This is a genomic window from Paenibacillus humicola (assembly GCF_028826105.1).
GTDB classification, from domain to species: Bacteria; Bacillota; Bacilli; order Paenibacillales; family Paenibacillaceae; genus Paenibacillus_Z; species Paenibacillus_Z humicola.
The window spans coordinates 3,479,901-3,494,344 of sequence record NZ_JAQGPL010000001.1 but is presented as its reverse complement, the minus strand read 5'-3'; the positions used below and the strand labels follow the sequence as shown (position 1 = coordinate 3,494,344).

The window sequence follows — 14,444 nt, the reverse complement described above, 5'->3', positions numbered from 1 at the left end:
ATGTTATATAACGTCTGCCGCAGCCTCCTTCGCGTTCTGTATGCGGTCCTGTTCCGGTTCGAAGCGCAGGGCCTCGACAATATTCCCGCAGCCGGCCCCGTCATTTTATGCTCGAACCATACGAGCAACCTGGATCCGACGACCGTCGGGGTGATGGTGAACCGCAAAGTGCACTACATGGCGAAGCAGGAGCTGTTTAACGTTCCGCTCTTCGGCCCGTTCATCCGGGCGCTCGGCGCCTTCCCTGTCAAGCGGGGCGGGGTAAGCAAGGATACGATCCGCACGGCGATCGCGCTGATGCGGGACGGCGGGGTGATGGGCATTTTTCCGGAGGGGTCGCGAAGAGCGCCTTCCGGCGCGGGCAAGAAAGGCGCAGCGATGATCGCCCTGCGCAGCGGGGCGACGGTGATTCCGGTAGCGATTACCGGCAACTACCGGCTTTTCAGCAAGGTCGTAATCCGATACGGTCAGCCAATCGATTTATCCGCATTTATTCAGGATTCTTCTTCCAATGTGCTCGATAAACTGACCGAAACGATTATGACCCGTATTCGCGAGATGGTTCGCGAAGACCGCGGCCGATAATCATGTTTTAGACGGGAGCCGCGCTCGGTGTTTCATTTGCCGGCCGGCACGTTTAAATAAAGTTGGGGTATGAATTGAGGAGGTTATTGCAAATGTCAGAAGAAACGAAAGTTCAGGAATCCGAAACGATCAGCCAAGAAGCAATGGACAATTTTGTGTCCTTGAAAAAAGGCGACACGGTGAAAGGTACGATCGTCAAAATCGAAGATAACCAAGCTTTTGTAAGCCTTGGATATAAATATGACGGCGTCATTCCGCTTCGTGAGCTTTCCTCGGTTCAGCTAGACAGCGCTGCCGATGCGGTACAGGTCGGTCAAGAAATTGAACTGAAAGTGGTCAGCATCGATGACGAGAAGGAGCGGCTCGTGCTCTCCAAACGCGCTATCGACAGCGAGAACGCCTGGGATGAGCTGCAGCGCCTTTTCGACGAGCGTGAAACGTTCGAGGTGACGGTAGCCGACGTCGTTAAGGGCGGTCTCGTCGCCGATGTGGGCGTGCGCGGCTTTATTCCCGCTTCGATGGTCGAGCGCCATTTCGTCGAGGATTTCAGCGACTACAAAGGCCGCAAGCTGCGCGTAAAAGTGAAGGAAATCGACCGCGAGAACAACAAAGTGATCCTGTCCCAGAAAGAAGTGCTTGACGAAGAGTTCGAGCAGAACAAGCAGCAGATCATGAGCTCGCTTCAGGTCGGGCAGGAAATTGACGGCACGGTGCAGCGTCTCACGCCGTTCGGCGCTTTTGTCGATATCGGCGGCATCGACGGGCTCGTGCACGTATCCGAATTGTCTTGGCAGCATGTCGCGCATCCGAGGGACGTCGTCTCCGAAGGTCAAAGCGTGCGCGTGAAGGTGCTCAAGGTCGATCCGGCCGCAGGCAAAATCAGCCTGAGCATCAAGGCTGCGCAGCCGGGGCCATGGGAGCTTGCTAACGGCAAATTCAATACCGGGGATATCGTAACGGGTACGGTTCGCCGGATTGTCAGCTTTGGCGTATTTGTGGAAATCGCACCCGGCGTCGAAGGCCTCGTTCATATTTCCCAGCTCGCTCACCGTCATGTGGCCACACCGTATGAAGTGGTGAAGGAAGGGCAGGAAGTAAAAGCGAAGGTGCTCGATTTCAATCCGTCCGAGAAGCGCGTTAGCCTCAGCATCAAGGAAACGGAAGAAGCGCCGGAGCAGGCGCCTCGTTCCGAGCGTCCTTCGCGCTCGCGCGAGCCGAAGGTGGAGTTGAACAACCCGAACGTCAGCCTGAGCAACGAAAGCATGAGCTTTACGCTTGGCGAACGTTTCGGCGACAAGCTGAGTAAATTGAAATAACCGTTCCGCTGCGAACGGTGAGGGAAAGCCGTCTGTTCGGCCATCGAGCCGGACGGACGGCTTTTTTTTTCGGGCGGGCGACGGCAGCTTTGGGCGAGAAAGGCCGCCTTGTATGTTTTGTCCAGCCCCCGCAGCCGATTAGCCCGGGAATGGAAGGCGCATAATACAGGCATCAAGAGGTGAGAGAAGTGAATGACGGATATACGGCGCTTTGGCTTGGGCTGATCGGAGGCATTTTGTATATAACGGGCTGGCGGGAACGTAACGACGCGGCTCCGCCCGCCCCAGTCTTGCTGCTGCTGCTCGCTGCCGCCGTATGGCTGCACGCTTATGAGTGGCCGATTGGCAGCGGCATTCGAATCAGCGGCAGTGCGGCGCTTCTGCTCGTCTGCCTGATGGCGTACGTCCTCACCCGGGGCAATGGGGGCGAAACGGCGCTTCTTGCTGCTTGCTCCGGCTTGGCGGGGTTATTATGGGTGTGGATCCGGTGCATGTATGCGGCGGATCCGGTGTTCGTCCTGATCCGTCCCGAATGGGACGGCCCGCTGCTTGCGGGTGCGGCCGCCGGGCTGTTGTCGGATAAAGCGCGGCTGCACTATGCGATTGCCGCAGCGGCGGCGGCGGCGGCCCCGCTGTCCGGGCTGCTGCAGCCCGGACTGTCGCAGCCCGCCGCCGAAATCGGCGGTCCCGCCTGGTGGGACGGGCTCGCGCTGGCAGCGCTTGCCGCCCGGCTTACCGGCTGCGCAAGGCTTTTGCTTCGGCAGGCGTCCGAGCGAGTCAACGGCAGCCGTCTGAAACAACGGGGAGGGAACTCGTAATATGTGGAACCATTACAATATCGGCGAGCCGCATCATATTTTATACGGCATTTTGCTCGGACTCGGCTTCGGTATTGCGGCCAGACTGATCATGCTCCGTACCGATTACAGGCAGTACCCTACCTATCCGCACGGCCGGATAATTCACATTTCGCTCGGTGTCATCGCCGCGGCGCTCGGGGCGGTTGCGGTGCCGGCGCTGTACGAGAAAAACTACACCGCCATTACGTTTTTGACGCTGGCGGCGCAGCAGTTTCGCGATGTCCGAAAGATGGAGCGGGACACGCTGGAGAAGATCGACAGTCTGGAGCTCGTTCCCCGCGGAGCGACTTATATCGAAGGGATTGCAATGGTATTTGAAGGACGGAATTACCTTGTTATCCTGACGGCGCTGCTGACGGCGCTGACCTCGCTCGCGCTGGATTACTGGATCGGCGCGGCCGCCGGCATTTTGCTGCTGCTTATCGTGAAGGCGCTGAAATCGGGCAAATCGATCTCCCATATCGCACTGGCCGAGAGTGCTCCGGTCCGGGTGGACGGCCCCGATTTATATGTCGGCGATATTTATATCATGAATGTCGGGTTGACCTCGAACCGGCAAATCATCGGCGAACGGGGGCTCGGGATCATTTTGACACCGTACAACCCGAACGGCAAGGCGACGCTCAGCAACTTGGGCCAGCGTCAGGCGCTCCTTTACGACTTGTCCACGATTCTCGGCGTCTACCGGGACGACGGGGAGCCGGCGCTCATTCCGTTGGCCAAGCTGGACATCAAGGACGGGAGGCTGGCCGTCTTTATTTTACCGCAGGAGCGACAGCCGGAGAAAGCGCTGGAAATCATCCGGCGGGTGCCGATTCTCGAAGCGGCGGTCCGCATGCCGACGGAAGCCGGCGTGAACAAAGGAAAGGAGCGGCAGCATGGCTAAAATCGTGGCTATCGTAACGACGGAGCGGGATGCAGTAGGCGGCGGCGCTCCGATTTTTATTGAACCGGACCCGAAAAAACGGGAATCGACCGCTTTTTTGCTGGAAAAAATTTTGGACGCCTCGGTACAAGATTTGAAGAACGGCTCCTATATTCTGGTCGATCATCGAAGCGAATGAAATGTTAGCCAAGCGTGTTGTTTTTTGCTATGATGAAAGGCGTGAGGTTTTGAGACCGTCCATTTACGGCAGATGCCGTAAACGGTTTAAGGAGTGAAACTATGGCTAAGCCCATTATCGCCATCGTAGGAAGGCCCAATGTGGGGAAGTCTACGATCTTTAACCGCGTCATCGGCGACCGGTTAGCGATTGTGGAAGACAAGCCGGGCGTGACCCGCGACCGGATTTACGGATCGGGCGAGTGGAACGGCCGGCTGTTCAGCATCGTCGATACCGGAGGCATCGAGATCAGCGGCGAAGACGAAATCATGAAATCCGTTCGGATGCAGGCCGAGCTGGCGGTTGAAGAAGCGGATGTGATCATTTTTATGGTCGACGCCAAATCCGGTCTGACGCAAGCGGATGACGAAGTGGCCCAAATGCTGCTGCGATCGAGAAAGCCGATCGTGGTAGCCGTCAATAAAGTCGATAATTTCAACCGTCACGACGATATTTACGAATTTTATAACCTGGGCTTCGGCGAGCCTTATCCGATCTCGGGGTCTCACGGCACGGGCATCGGCGATCTTCTCGACGCCGCCGTCGAGAAGCTCCCCGACCCGGAGGAAGAGCCGTACGAGGAGGACGTCATCCGCGTTGCGCTGATCGGCCGGCCGAACGTCGGCAAATCTTCCCTTGTGAATGCGCTGCTCGGGGAAGAGCGCGTAATCGTCAGCGATGTCGCCGGAACGACCCGAGATGCGATCGATACGCCTTTCGAACACGACGGGCAGAAATTCGTCCTGATCGATACGGCGGGTATGCGCAAGCGCGGCAAAGTGTACGAAACGACGGAAAAATACAGCGTCATGCGCGCGCTGAAGGCGATTGAGCGGGCGGACGTCGTGCTCGTGCTGATTAACGGCGAAGAAGGCATTATCGAGCAGGACAAGCATATCGCCGGATTTGCGCACGAAGCGGGCAAAGCTTCGGTATTTGTCGTCAACAAATGGGACATCGTGGAGAAGGACGACAAAACGATGCAGCAGTTTACGCAGAAGATCCGCGATCATTTCCTGTTTATGACGTACGCGCCGATCGTTTTCCTGTCGGCCAAGACGAAGCAGCGCCTGCACAAGCTGCTGCCGGTCGTTACGCATGTCTCGGAGCAGCACGCGATGCGTATTCAAACGCATCTGCTTAACGACGTCGTCTCCGATGCGATCGCGCTTAATCCGCCGCCGACGGACAAGGGGAAACGGCTGCGGATCAACTATGTGACGCAGGTTGCGGTCAAGCCGCCCACGGTCGTCCTGTTCGCCAATGATCCGGAGCTGATGCATTTCTCGTACGAGCGGTACTTGGAAAATAAAATCCGCGCCTCCTTCGACTTCTCGGGGACGCCGATTCGGATTTTCACGCGCCGCAAATCCGACGAGGATTAACGGGAACGGTCACGGAGCTTCCGGAAACGTTTTATCATGGGCAGGTCGGGCGAATGTTCGGCCAGTGGGGGAGTAAACATGGCGTATACAGTCATCGCGGTATTGCTCAGTTATTTGTTAGGCTCGATATCCTTCAGCATCCTGATTGCCAAATGGGTGAAAGGAATCGATATCCGCAGCTACGGCAGCGGCAACGCAGGCGCAACCAACACGCTTCGGGTTCTGGGCAAAGGGCCCGCGGTCTTCGTTTTTCTGCTCGATATCGGAAAGGGAGTGGCCGCCGTATGGATCGGCCATTGGCTGACAACCGGAGACTGGGGCCCCGTGTTATGCGGTCTGGCCGCGATTGCCGGGCATAACTGGCCGGTATATTTCGGCTTCCGGGGCGGCAAAGGCATTGCGACAACGGTCGGAGCGGTGGCGACGCTGGCATTCGTGCCGGCGCTGATCGCCGGCGTGCTGACGATTTCGATTATCGCCATTACGCGCTACGTTTCGCTCGGCTCGCTGGCATTCGCGCTGCTGACGCCGATATTTATCTGGCTGCAGCATAAACCGATGGCGCTGCTGTGGGCGAGTCTGGTCATTTGCGTATTCGCCTTTATCCGGCATCGTTCCAATATCGTAAAGCTGCTGAACGGCACAGAAAACAAGCTGGGTGCAAAAAAAGGCAGGGGGTAGCATGAACAAACGGAAGGCGGCCGTACTCGTTGCCGGCAGCTGGGGCACGGCGCTGGCGACGGTGCTTGCGATGAACGACTGCAAGGTCACGCTGTGGGCCCGCAGCGCCGGCCAGGCCGGCGAAATCAATCGGGAACACCGGAACGCCAGGTTCATACCGGATGCGGCGCTGCCCGATACGATCCGCGCGACAAGCGATATCGAAGAAGCCGTCTCGGGAGCGGAGCTGGTTGTGTTCGTCGCCCCGTCCGCGGCGATGCGGGAGGTGGCGAGGCAGGCGGCGCCTTTCATCGGCAGCGAGACGCTTTGCGTTCATGCCACGAAAGGCTTCGAAGCCGATACGCTGAAACGAATGTCGTCGGTGCTGGAGGAAGAGCTGAATACGGATCCTCGGCGGCTCGTCGTGCTTTCGGGGCCAAGCCATGCCGAGGAAGTCGTCCGCCGCCAGCCGACGACGGTCGTCGTCGCATCGGTCTGCCAGGAATCGGCCGAGCTTGCGCAGGATTGGTTCATCGCACCGCATTTTCGCGTGTATACGAATCCGGACGTGGTCGGCGTCGAGGTGGCGGGGGCGATCAAAAACATCATCGCCCTGGGGGCCGGTCTGTCGGACGGACTCGGCTTCGGGGACAATGCGAAGGCGGCGCTGCTGACGCGCGGTCTGACCGAGATCAGCCGTCTCGGCGTGGCGATGGGGGCGAATCCGCTCACCTTCGCCGGACTTGCCGGCGTCGGCGATCTTGTCGTCACCTGCACAAGCAAACATAGCCGCAACTGGCGGGCCGGGTCGATGCTGGCGGGCGGCATGCCGCTCGGCGAGGTGCTCGCCAAGATGGGCATGGTCGTGGAGGGCGTCCGCACGACAAGCGCGGCGCGCGAGCTTGCGGCCAGGCATGAGGTCGACATGCCGATTACGGAACAGCTGTATCACGTCCTGTTCGATCATAAGCCGCCCCGTAAAGCGGTCGAAGATTTGATGGGCCGCATCCGCACGCATGAAATGGAAGAGGTTGCCGGTTCCTGGAGCCTACACCAATCCCGTCCTCCCCTCATATGATGCTAGGAGCGCTGTCCGGCGCTTACGATGCTTATGGGAGGGAAAGCATGAGCGGGAAAAACAATCTTTCCAAAGATGTCCTGAACGCCGTCAGCAAAAAAACCGGGAAGCCGATTTCCGAAAATGCGGTCAAAAAGCTGGCCAGCGGCGTAAACGAACATACGATGCAGAACGAAGATGAGCTTCGCAAGCTGATCAAGCAGGTATCGGCGATGGCAAAGGTGCCGGTAACCGAGCAGACGATTAACGATATCGTCGGAGCGGTCAAGAAAAGCGGGATGAATACGAGCAACATGGAAGCGCTGATGAAGATGATGCTGAAGAAGTAATTCTGGGGGACATCGATGGCAGGGCCGCCCCGACAATCGTCGGCAGGCGCCCGCCCGCCGATGTCCTTTTTTTTGACGTCACGGACCGTTTGGTCAAGCTGGAAAGTAGCCGCCTCCATACCGGTAATGGTATAATAGAACGAATATTTCCTTGGGATAAGGTGGAGTTAACGTCGTATGGATCCAATGACAAAAATGTGGGTGTCGTTTGTCGGCATCGGACTCATGGTCGTAGCGGCCGTGCTGATTACCTTCGCTCGTATGAAGCTCAAAGGGCTGCTGCGCTTCATAACCTCCTTCGTCGCCTTTGCGCTTCTTCTGATCGGAGGCCTGCTCGGGCTGTTGTCCATTACATAACGCGCACATTCACAAGACGGAAAGGGACGCTGTATTATGATCGAAATGACCGGACGAACGCAAACGAAAACTATCGAGCCGGAACCGGGGCGGACGCTGCTCGATTTGGCAGTCGGGCACGGCATCGACTGGGGGTTCGCCTGCACGCGGGGCACCTGCGCACGGTGCCGCTGTTTGATCGAAGAAGGCGCCGGCGGACTGGAAGAAGCGACGGACGCCGAATGGGACCGGCTGGAGCCGGAGGAGCTGGAGCAGGGATACAGGCTGGCGTGCCAGGCGGTCGTGAAGCAGGGGGCGGGACCGATTAAAGCGGTCAATCGTCCGTATTTTTAGGCCGGAGGTGGTACACGACATGAACGACACCGACCCGATTGAGCGGGCGCTTGCGGTTATCGCCGAACGGGTCTCCGGCTCCGGAGCCTCGTGGCTAGTCGGGGGCAGCGCCGGTCTACGGCTCCGGGGGCTTGCCCTGGAAAAGCCGCCGCGCGATCTGGACCTTTACGCCGATAAGCCCGATGCGGCGCTCCTGCACGAAGCGCTGCGGATTTATGCCGTCGACGAGCCGGTCGAAAGCGTCAGCGCCATTTACCGCTCCGTGCTGAGCCATTACCGTATCGAAGGCGTGAACGTGGAGCTGGTCGGCGGCTTTGTCGTCGCGTCGGGGGCCGACCGGTACGCCGTTGAGGTCAGAAGCGTGCTGCATCCGCTGCGGATCGTCGTACATGCCGGCCGTTACCCGGTGGGGCTCGTGCCGCTCGCGCACGAGATGTGGTTTAACTTGCTGCGTGGGAGATCGGACCGGACCCGCCTGATCGCAAGGGCGATCCGCTCCGAGCCGGAGAAGCATCTGCCGGCTTTCCGGGAAATCGAAACGCGCAATGCGCTGTCGGCCGAGTCGGTCAGGCGCATCCGCCTGCACCTGTCGGACCCTGAAAGAGAGGAAGCCGAATGAATCCGCACATCACGTTTCTACCTTCGGGCAAGCGCATCGCCGTTCGTCCCGGAACAACGGTACTGGATGCCGCCAGACGTGCCGGCGTCCCGATCCGCACCCGCTGCGACGGCAAAGCGTCCTGCCTCATGTGCAAGGTAACGGCGCCGTCCCGCGGCGGACTCTCGCCCCTGAGCGAGCAGGAACGGCGCAAGCTGGCCGGGCTTGACAAGCAGGGGACACGGCTTGCCTGCCAGGCCCGGATTGCCGGGAATGCGGTTGTCGAGGTGCCGGAGGACCCGCTGAAGGCGGCGGTCCGGCGCCAGCTGGAGCGGCAGGCGGAAGACGATGATTTATGGTAAACGGAAACCGGGAGTGAAAAAATCAACGATGATTACGTTCAAACGGACTGCCGCGGCGGCGCTGATGCTTGCTGTTTGTATGCTCCTCTCCGGCTGCCTTTATCCGCGGGACAGGCTCGAACAGAACCAGCGGCCCCCGAAGGATGCGATTCTCACCGTGCAGGCGGTAATCGACCAATATCAGAAGGATACGGGCCTGTTGCCGATTTTGAACAGCACGGAGGATACGCCGGTTTACGAGAAATATCGGGTCGATTTCGAAAAGCTTCAGGAGATGAATTATTTATCGGAAATTCCGCCCAGCGCCTTCGAGAACGGCGGCGGCTACTATTTTCTGATTATTAACGAAGAAAAAGATCCGACCGTGAAGCTGATGAATCTCGTATTCTATCAGCAGATTAACGATGTCCAGGCCGCGGTCAAGGCCTACGTCGGCGCGCATGGCGGGAAGCTGCCGGCCGGCCAGCGGGCATATCCGGATTTCACGTATATCGATTATTCGAAGCTGAAGCCGCTGAAGGAGCCGGTCATGAACAGCATGTTTACCGGACAGCCGCTCCTCACGATGATGGATGCACAGGGAAACGTGTATCTCGATTACGGCAGCGATATTATGCAGCAGCTGAACAAGCAGGGCGCCGCGAAGCCGGAGCCCGGGCAGGATTTGCGGACGCTGCTTGTGAACGGATCGGACTTCGTTCCGGTCAAATCGGCCGTTTATCGTCTCGTAAACGGTGAGCCGCAGGCGATGCTGAAGTAACCTCCGACCTTTAAAACCTCTTCCGGGCGTGATGCCCGGGGAGGTTTTTTTCGCATCCGAAGGAATAGGCGTGCGCGTTCTCTCATATATCTCAATCTTGGAAGGCCCGGGCCGGCAGCCGGAAATTCGAAAGATTTCATTGCCGGCACCGTCATAATCGGGGCGGATGCGCAATAAGCTATTACTAGTCCAAATTCATGTACGAGTTGCGTCGCTGGTTTACTCGGATACGGCGAATGGCGGTGAACCTCGGGCGACTACTTCGGCAGGAGGAAACGCGGCAGTAACGGTACGTCCATGTGCTGGCGAAATTCGATTGGGAGGGGATATTCAGTGGAGAAAGTAGACATTTTCAAGGACATAGCCGAACGAACCGGCGGGGATATTTACCTCGGCGTCGTCGGTGCGGTCCGCACGGGCAAATCAACCTTCATCAAGCGGTTCATGGAGACGGTTGTGCTGCCGAACATCACCAGCGAGGCCGATCGGGTACGAGCGATTGACGAGCTGCCCCAAAGCGCGGCAGGCAAAACGATTATGACAACGGAACCGAAATTCGTTCCGAACCAGGCGGTGCAGCTCCGGGTGACCGAAGGGCTCGAAGTGAACGTCCGGCTGGTTGACTGCGTCGGCTACGCCGTTGACGGCGCGAAGGGCTACGAAGACGAGAACGGCCCGCGCATGATTACGACGCCCTGGTTCGAGGAACCGATTCCGTTTCAGGAAGCGGCCGAGATCGGCACGCGCAAAGTGATCCAGGAGCATTCGACGCTCGGCGTCGTCGTCACGACGGACGGTACAATCGCGGAAATTCCCCGCAGCTCTTACGTGGAAGCCGAGGAGCGCGTCATTAACGAGCTGAAAGAGGTCGGCAAGCCGTTCGTCCTCATCGTCAACTCTACGCGTCCGCGCAGCGAGGAAGCGCTCCAGCTCCGCGGCGAGCTGCAGGCCAAATACGATATTCCGGTCATGACGATGAGCGTGGCGACGATGGGCGAGGAAGACGTAACCGGCGTTCTCCGCGAGGTGCTCTACGAGTTCCCGGTTCACGAGGTGAACGTCAACCTGCCGAGCTGGGTCATGGTCCTCAGCGAGAACCACTGGCTGCGCAGCAATTACGAGAATTCCGTCCGCGATACGGTGAAGGATATTCGCAGACTGCGGGATGTCGACCGCGTCGTCAGCCAGTTTATGGAATACGATTTTATCGCCCGCGCCGGCCTCAGCGGCATGAACATGGGGCAGGGCGTCGCGGAGATCGATCTCTACGCCCCGGACGAACTGTACGACCAAATCCTGATGGAAGTGGTCGGCGTCGAAATCCGCGGCAAAGACCACCTGCTCCAGCTCATGCAGGAATTCGCCCATGCGAAGCGGGAATATGACCGGTTCCAGGAGGCGCTCGAAATGGTCAAAACGACCGGCTACGGCATCGCCGCGCCGACGCTGGCCGAGATGCAGCTGGATGAGCCCGAGCTGATCCGTCAAGGCTCCCGCTTCGGGGTCCGGCTGAAGGCGACGGCGCCGTCGATCCATATGATCCGGGTCGACGTCGAGTCCGAATTCGCGCCGATCATCGGTACGGAGAAGCAGAGCGAGGAGCTCGTGCGCTACCTGATGCAGGATTTCGAGAACGATCCGATCAAGGTATGGGATTCCGATATGTTCGGCCGCTCGCTCCATTCCATCGTCCGCGAAGGCATCCAGGGGAAAATCGCCATGATGCCCGACAACGCCCGCTACAAGCTGCAGGAAACGCTCGGCCGCATTATTAACGAAGGGTCCGGCGGACTGATCGCCATCATCCTCTAGCAGATCGATAGGCCAAAAACAGGAGGCATGCGCGCACTGCGCACGCCTCCTTTTGCTTGGCCTTCAAGCGTTCCGTCTACGGCCTTGAGGGGGGAAAACTTGCCTTGCCTCTTGAAATTGTATAGACTTCTGTATTACTATAAATCTGTTCGCGCCGCGCGGCAGGCCGCAAAGTCTAGGCGCTGCCGACGTTCAGCCGCCTGGTCTGCGAGGCTGCGCATGTATATTTTTTCCGGTTTCGGTTAAACAGAATGATAATGAATGTCTTTTAAGAGTTTTCTGCAGGGGAGGTGAATGAATTGAACAAAACGGAACTTATTGCAAAAGTAGCCGAGTTGACCGACCTGTCCAAGAAAGACGCATCGAAAGCGGTTGACGCCGTATTCGACGCGATTGCCGATGCGCTCCAGGGCGGAGACAAGGTTCAGCTGGTCGGATTTGGCAACTTCGAGGTGAAAAACCGCGAGGCTCGCAAAGGACGCAACCCGCAAACGGGTGAAGAAATCGATATTCCGGCGAGCAAGATCCCGTCGTTTAAAGCGGGCAAATCGCTTAAAGATCTTTGCTCCAACTAAGAGTAGGCGGCGCCTGTCGCGCCGTTCCGCGTCCGGATGCGCTGCCGCATCCGGACGTTTTTCATTTGCGGGCCGAATTCCTGCGACGTCTCTATTGACATCCGCATCAAATTCCAGTAGACTGATTTTTGCGGTTCGCGGTTGCCCATCGGTTTTGACCGGGGGGTGCCGGGCCAAGATTGTCGGGTGTTAGCTCAGCTTGGTAGAGCGCTACCTTGGGGTGGTAGAGGTCGCCAGTTCAAATCCGGTACACCCGACCATAACATAACCAGCCCAGACTGCCATCCATAAGCGGATCTCGCTTCGGAGGCAGTTTTTTCATAACCGGCGCTGATCATTCCGGTTCCGGAAAACAATCGAATGAAGCCTCGAAGGATCGCTTTCTTGTTGGAGATCGTGTTTTGCGGGCGCCCCGGCAGCGAGCTTATCGGGGAAATTTTTCAGCGGGCTTTCGGGCCGAGGAGGAATCATAATGAGCGATTTGCAGGGCGATTATATTGTCGTGAAAGCGAAAGCCGGCGGCGTGCAGGTGATCGGGCTGACCCGCGGGCAGGACACGAAATTTCACCATACCGAGAAGCTTGATAAAGGCGAAGTGCTGATCGCCCAGTTTACCGACCACACGTCGGCCATTAAAATCCGCGGCAAAGCTACCGTATTGACAAAATACGGCGTCGTCGATACGGAAGATTGACGAGAGGCAGGCATAGCCTGCCTTTTTTGTTTATAAAATAAGGGGGAAGGACAATCTCGCTTCGGAGGCGGTTCCGCATGGCCGTATGGAAAAGACTTCTCCTTGCTTTGACGGCGACGCTGGCGGTTACCGTCCTGCTGACGGCTTTGCCGCATGCCGGCAGGCGGCCCGCGGAGGACGGGCGAGACCTGGCCGTCTTTCGCCCTGTGACGGTGAAGCGGCTCGGCTCGGACAATCTGGTCGATTCCATGATCGGGCTCCGGCTTTCGCTGAAGCTGAAAAAAGTGGACTGGAAGCAGGGCGTGCTGTCTGCCGATTTGTCCGCGGAGAATATGCCGGACGATCTGGCGGCGTGGATGGGCGATGTGCAGCGTATGCTTAGTCTGGCGTTTGCGCAAACCGACAACGTGAGCCGCGTGCTGCTCCGCATCGTCGAACCTATGGCTGTGCAGCAGGGAGCGCCCGTGCAGCCTTCCTACAGGCTGCTGGCCGCTGTAGACGTCCGCAGGACGGACGGCTGGCTTCCCGCCGATCTTTCCCGCGTCGGCGACGCCAATCCGGTTGCCGATGCAGCCTGGCGGGCAAAGCTGCGCATGACGCTTACGGGCGACGTCATCCGCCGTTTCGGCTCGGCAGCCGGAGGAGACGGAGAGCCGGTGCCCGGGACAACGAGCGGCTTGTAGCGAAACAGGAAACAAAATGCTATAATAATTTAGATTATAGAACAGCACGATTCTCGCTGATCTGTCCGGAGGCTTGACCTAATGAAACTGTACAGGATTCCCGAAATGGCCAAAAAATACATCGAATACGATGTCATTCAAAAGCATACCGAGCTGCCGGCTTTTCCGGATTCGCGGATTCGGCTGCTTTTCGCTTTTCTGGCCAACCAACGCACCCCGATGCTGCATAGCGAGCTGTATTCGCTTGTTGTCTCGCTTGTACAGCTCGGTATGGATACGCACGATCTGATCGACTCCGATTCCGGCCGCGTAGGCGAGCGCGAAATGCGCGCCCGTCAGCTTAAAGTGCTGGCCGGCGATTATTACAGCAGCCGGTTTTACCAGCTGCTTTCACAGGCCGGGCAGGTCGATATGATCCGCCGGATCAGCGAAGGCGTATGCGAGGTCAACCGGCTGAAAATGAATTTGTATACGCGGATGAAGCTTCTGAAGGTGACGGCCGAGGAATACATCAATCATTGCGTGCAGCTGAAAACGGAGCTGTTTCGGGCGTTCGGCGGCATTGTGGACGATAAAATGTCCCGCATCTGGCCGGAGCTGCTGCACGGCATCGGCCGCTGCGAGGTTATTGCGGACGAGCTTGCGCGCGCCGGAGCGCCGGAGAGGTTCGGCGGCAGCTGGGGTTACTGGCACATCCTGAGCGAGGGCTCGGATGAAGAGAAGCAAGAGCTTTCCCGGCGGCAGGAGGAGCCGTCGTTTATTCAGACGCTGCTCGCCAAATACGATATCCGCAGCCAGCTGGCGGAGAAGCTGAGGCAGTCCGTGCAGCAGGTGCAGACGATTGCGTCGCGGATCGAATCGGATAAGCTGATGCGCGAGCTGATGCAGATCGGGGAATCGTTCCTGCGGCCGCTCATGCCGGCCGCTCCGGCTTTGGGCGAGAGAAGGTGACGG

At 58.3% G+C, this 14,444-nt stretch carries 19 protein-coding genes and 1 tRNA gene; all 20 read left to right on the top strand.

What is annotated here, in order from left to right:
- The 20 genes from PD282_RS16090 (at position 1) to PD282_RS15995 (ending at position 14,441) form a co-directional block, all read left to right on the top strand.
- A complete protein-coding gene (locus tag PD282_RS16090) occupies positions 1 to 585 on the top strand; it encodes a lysophospholipid acyltransferase family protein (RefSeq protein WP_274651668.1) in 585 nt (194 codons plus the stop codon).
- A gap of 92 nt (positions 586 to 677) precedes the next feature.
- A complete protein-coding gene (rpsA, locus tag PD282_RS16085; RefSeq protein ID WP_274651667.1) occupies positions 678 to 1,901 on the top strand; it encodes a 30S ribosomal protein S1 in 1,224 nt (407 codons plus the stop codon).
- 188 nt (positions 1,902 to 2,089) lie between these two features.
- The gene (locus tag PD282_RS16080; protein WP_274651666.1) at positions 2,090 to 2,719 is read left to right on the top strand and encodes a YphA family membrane protein; all 630 of its coding nucleotides are present in this window, start codon (positions 2,090 to 2,092) and stop codon (positions 2,717 to 2,719) included.
- A 1-nt stretch (position 2,720) separates the two neighbouring features.
- Positions 2,721 to 3,647, top strand: a complete 927-nt coding sequence (locus tag PD282_RS16075) for a YIEGIA family protein (protein WP_274651665.1) — start codon at positions 2,721 to 2,723, stop codon at positions 3,645 to 3,647.
- Positions 3,640 to 3,825 carry a capping complex subunit for YIEGIA gene (locus tag PD282_RS16070; protein WP_274651664.1) on the top strand — a complete coding sequence of 62 codons (186 nt, stop codon included), beginning with the start codon at positions 3,640 to 3,642 and terminating at the stop codon, positions 3,823 to 3,825. The genes PD282_RS16075 and PD282_RS16070 overlap by 8 nt, the downstream gene beginning before the upstream one ends.
- Positions 3,826 to 3,926: 101 nt before the next feature.
- Positions 3,927 to 5,249 (top strand): ribosome biogenesis GTPase Der, encoded by a 1,323-nt coding sequence (der, locus tag PD282_RS16065; protein ID WP_274651663.1) that lies wholly within the window; start codon positions 3,927 to 3,929, stop codon positions 5,247 to 5,249.
- Positions 5,250 to 5,327: 78 nt separating this feature from the next.
- Positions 5,328 to 5,930, top strand: coding sequence for a glycerol-3-phosphate 1-O-acyltransferase PlsY (gene plsY / locus PD282_RS16060; RefSeq protein ID WP_274651662.1), 603 nt, complete (start codon positions 5,328 to 5,330; stop codon positions 5,928 to 5,930).
- A gap of 1 nt (position 5,931) precedes the next feature.
- Positions 5,932 to 6,987 (top strand): NAD(P)H-dependent glycerol-3-phosphate dehydrogenase, encoded by a 1,056-nt coding sequence (locus tag PD282_RS16055; RefSeq protein ID WP_274651661.1) that lies wholly within the window; start codon positions 5,932 to 5,934, stop codon positions 6,985 to 6,987.
- A gap of 47 nt (positions 6,988 to 7,034) precedes the next feature.
- Positions 7,035 to 7,316, top strand: a complete 282-nt coding sequence (locus PD282_RS16050) for a stage VI sporulation protein F (protein WP_476703962.1) — start codon at positions 7,035 to 7,037, stop codon at positions 7,314 to 7,316.
- A gap of 177 nt (positions 7,317 to 7,493) precedes the next feature.
- A complete protein-coding gene (locus PD282_RS16045; RefSeq protein ID WP_274651660.1) occupies positions 7,494 to 7,673 on the top strand; it encodes a DUF2768 family protein in 180 nt (59 codons plus the stop codon).
- A gap of 36 nt (positions 7,674 to 7,709) precedes the next feature.
- A complete protein-coding gene (locus tag PD282_RS16040) occupies positions 7,710 to 8,006 on the top strand; it encodes a 2Fe-2S iron-sulfur cluster-binding protein (protein WP_274651659.1) in 297 nt (98 codons plus the stop codon).
- 19 nt (positions 8,007 to 8,025) lie between these two features.
- Complete coding sequence (locus tag PD282_RS16035; RefSeq protein WP_274651658.1) at positions 8,026 to 8,625, top strand: nucleotidyltransferase family protein; 600 nt, start codon at positions 8,026 to 8,028, stop codon at positions 8,623 to 8,625.
- A complete protein-coding gene (locus tag PD282_RS16030; RefSeq protein ID WP_274651657.1) occupies positions 8,622 to 8,966 on the top strand; it encodes a 2Fe-2S iron-sulfur cluster-binding protein in 345 nt (114 codons plus the stop codon). The genes PD282_RS16035 and PD282_RS16030 overlap by 4 nt, the downstream gene beginning before the upstream one ends.
- 13 nt (positions 8,967 to 8,979) lie before the next feature.
- Positions 8,980 to 9,726 carry a DUF3939 domain-containing protein gene (locus tag PD282_RS16025; protein WP_274651656.1) on the top strand — a complete coding sequence of 249 codons (747 nt, stop codon included), beginning with the start codon at positions 8,980 to 8,982 and terminating at the stop codon, positions 9,724 to 9,726.
- Between the two features lie 333 nt (positions 9,727 to 10,059).
- On the top strand, positions 10,060 to 11,538 hold the full coding sequence (gene spoIVA, locus PD282_RS16020) for a stage IV sporulation protein A (RefSeq protein WP_274651655.1): 1,479 nt from the start codon (positions 10,060 to 10,062) through the stop codon (positions 11,536 to 11,538).
- A gap of 299 nt (positions 11,539 to 11,837) precedes the next feature.
- Positions 11,838 to 12,113 carry an HU family DNA-binding protein gene (locus PD282_RS16015; RefSeq protein ID WP_274651654.1) on the top strand — a complete coding sequence of 92 codons (276 nt, stop codon included), beginning with the start codon at positions 11,838 to 11,840 and terminating at the stop codon, positions 12,111 to 12,113.
- 183 nt (positions 12,114 to 12,296) lie between these two features.
- Positions 12,297 to 12,373, top strand: a tRNA-Pro gene (locus PD282_RS16010).
- Positions 12,374 to 12,585: 212 nt separating this feature from the next.
- Entirely contained in the window at positions 12,586 to 12,807 is a 222-nt protein-coding gene (mtrB, locus tag PD282_RS16005; RefSeq protein ID WP_274651653.1) for a trp RNA-binding attenuation protein MtrB, read from the top strand.
- 77 nt (positions 12,808 to 12,884) lie between these two features.
- Positions 12,885 to 13,490 (top strand): hypothetical protein, encoded by a 606-nt coding sequence (locus PD282_RS16000; protein WP_274651652.1) that lies wholly within the window; start codon positions 12,885 to 12,887, stop codon positions 13,488 to 13,490.
- Between the two features lie 81 nt (positions 13,491 to 13,571).
- Positions 13,572 to 14,441 (top strand): heptaprenyl diphosphate synthase component 1, encoded by an 870-nt coding sequence (locus PD282_RS15995; protein WP_274651651.1) that lies wholly within the window; start codon positions 13,572 to 13,574, stop codon positions 14,439 to 14,441.
- Positions 14,442 to 14,444: the final 3 nt, after the last annotated feature.

Bases quoted from the DNA above. Each gene is read 5' to 3' on its own strand.
- PD282_RS16090 (WP_274651668.1), top strand. From the start codon at position 1: ATGTTATATAACGTCTGCCGCAGCCTCCTTCGCGTTCTGTATGCGGTC.
- PD282_RS16050 (WP_476703962.1), top strand. From the start codon at position 7,035: ATGAGCGGGAAAAACAATCTTTCCAAAGATGTCCTGAACGCCGTCAGC.
- PD282_RS16000 (WP_274651652.1), top strand. From the start codon at position 12,885: ATGGCCGTATGGAAAAGACTTCTCCTTGCTTTGACGGCGACGCTGGCG.
- PD282_RS16040 (WP_274651659.1), top strand. From the start codon at position 7,710: ATGATCGAAATGACCGGACGAACGCAAACGAAAACTATCGAGCCGGAA.
- der (WP_274651663.1), top strand. From the start codon at position 3,927: ATGGCTAAGCCCATTATCGCCATCGTAGGAAGGCCCAATGTGGGGAAG.
- PD282_RS16035 (WP_274651658.1), top strand. From the start codon at position 8,026: ATGAACGACACCGACCCGATTGAGCGGGCGCTTGCGGTTATCGCCGAA.
- mtrB (WP_274651653.1), top strand. From the start codon at position 12,586: ATGAGCGATTTGCAGGGCGATTATATTGTCGTGAAAGCGAAAGCCGGC.
- plsY (WP_274651662.1), top strand. From the start codon at position 5,328: ATGGCGTATACAGTCATCGCGGTATTGCTCAGTTATTTGTTAGGCTCG.
- PD282_RS16030 (WP_274651657.1), top strand. From the start codon at position 8,622: ATGAATCCGCACATCACGTTTCTACCTTCGGGCAAGCGCATCGCCGTT.
- PD282_RS16055 (WP_274651661.1), top strand. From the start codon at position 5,932: ATGAACAAACGGAAGGCGGCCGTACTCGTTGCCGGCAGCTGGGGCACG.
- PD282_RS16045 (WP_274651660.1), top strand. From the start codon at position 7,494: ATGGATCCAATGACAAAAATGTGGGTGTCGTTTGTCGGCATCGGACTC.
- PD282_RS15995 (WP_274651651.1), top strand. From the start codon at position 13,572: ATGAAACTGTACAGGATTCCCGAAATGGCCAAAAAATACATCGAATAC.
- PD282_RS16075 (WP_274651665.1), top strand. From the start codon at position 2,721: ATGTGGAACCATTACAATATCGGCGAGCCGCATCATATTTTATACGGC.
- PD282_RS16070 (WP_274651664.1), top strand. From the start codon at position 3,640: ATGGCTAAAATCGTGGCTATCGTAACGACGGAGCGGGATGCAGTAGGC.
- rpsA (WP_274651667.1), top strand. From the start codon at position 678: ATGTCAGAAGAAACGAAAGTTCAGGAATCCGAAACGATCAGCCAAGAA.